Origin of the sequence: Alcaligenes nematophilus, from assembly GCF_026344155.1 — a bacterium.
GTDB classification, from domain to species: domain Bacteria; phylum Pseudomonadota; class Gammaproteobacteria; order Burkholderiales; family Burkholderiaceae_B; genus Alcaligenes; species Alcaligenes phenolicus.
This window is the reverse complement of the sequence record NZ_JAPKMZ010000014.1, coordinates 1-1649: the sequence shown is the minus strand read 5'-3', so window position 1 is coordinate 1649 and position 1649 is coordinate 1. Positions and strand designations below refer to the sequence as shown.

Below are 1649 nucleotides of genomic sequence, written 5' to 3'. Positions count from 1 at the left end.
GTGTCGCCAGCCTTGACGTCTTTACCCACGGTACCGGTGATGGTCACGTCAGACTCGGACTCGGCCTTGTTGATCACGTCGTCACCGGCAATGGTGTCGATGGTAATCGAAGCTTCTGGCAGGTCGGTATCGACACCGTAGCCGCGGTCGGCTTCAGCGCTGGCTGGGTTACCCGCAGCGTCTTCCGTTTCCACCTTGGCGTGAACATTGCTGTCCTGGGCCAGCTCAGCACCAGGAACGTCCACGTTCCAGGTCTTGCCGTCAGCGTTAACGGTGGTCGTGTAGTCCTTACCGTTCACGGTCACAGTGACGGTGTCGCCAGCCTTGACGTCTTTACCCACGGTACCGGTGATGGTCACGTCAGACTCGGACTCGGCCTTGTTGATTACGTCGTCACCGGCAATGGTGTCGATGGTAATCGAAGCTTCTGGCAGATCGGTATCGACACCGTAGCCGCGGTCAGCTTCAGCCGAAGCAGGGTTGCCCGCAGCGTCTTCAGTCTCGACCTTGGCGTGAACATTGCTGTCCTGGGCCAACTCAGCACCAGGAACGTCCACGTTCCAGGTCTTGCCGTCAGCGTTAACGGTGGTCGTGTAGTCCTTACCGTTCACGGTCACAGTGACGGTGTCACCGGCCTTGACGTCTTTACCCACAGTACCGGTAACAGTGACATCCCCTTCCGATTCGGCCTTGTTGATCACGTCGTCACCGGCAATGGTGTCGATCGTGATCGAAGCTTCTGGCAGATCGGTATCGACACCGTAGCCACGGTCGGCTTCAGCCGAAGCGGGGTTACCGGCAGCGTCTTCGGTCTCAACCTTGGCGTGTACGTTCGAATCAGCAGCCAACTCAGCACCAGGAACGTCTACGTTCCAGGTCTTGCCGTCAGCGTTAACGGTGGTCGTGTAGTCCTTGCCATTGACCGTCACGGTCACGGTATCACCGGCCTTGACGTCTTTACCCACGGTACCGGTGATGGTCACGTCGGACTCGGACTCGGCCTTGTTGATTACGTCGTCACCGGCAATGGTGTCGATCGTGATCGAAGCTTCGGGCAGGTCGGTGTCGACACCGTAGCCACGGTCAGCTTCAGCCGAAGCGGGGTTACCGGCGGCGTCTTCCGTTTCCACCTTGGCGTGAACATTGCTGTCCTGAGCCAGTTCGGTACCAGGAACGTCCACGTTCCAGGTCTTGCCGTCAGCGTTAACGGTGGTGGTGTAATCCTTACCGTTGACCGTCACGGTCACGGTATCGCCAGCCTTAACGTCTTTACCCACGGTACCGGTGATGGTCACGTCGGATTCGGACTCGGCCTTGTTAATGACGTCATCTTCAGCGATGACATTAATAGCGATCTCGGCTTCAGGAGGCGTAACGTCGACATCGTAAGGCTTCTCGTCGGTCGCAGTCGTGGTGTTACCAGCGTCGTCCGTCGTGGTGACTTTGGCCTCAACCTTGTCGTTGTTGACCAGTTCGGAGCCGGGGACGTCCACGCTCCAGGTCTTGCCGTCTGGGTTAACAGTCGTTTCGTATTCTTTGCCGCCGACAGTCACAACAACCTTGTCGCCAGGTTTGACGTCTTTACCAACCGTACCGGTGATCGTGACGTCGCCGCCCGACTCTTCCTTGTTGATCACGTCGTCGCCTGT

The 1649-nt window shown here is 58.0% G+C and carries 1 protein-coding gene; it reads right to left on the bottom strand.

Annotation, left to right across the window (positions count from 1 at the left end; translation table 11 throughout):
* The coding region (locus tag OSH04_RS19645) for an Ig-like domain-containing protein (protein WP_266109102.1) at positions 1–1649 on the bottom strand (1649 nt) is incomplete at both ends.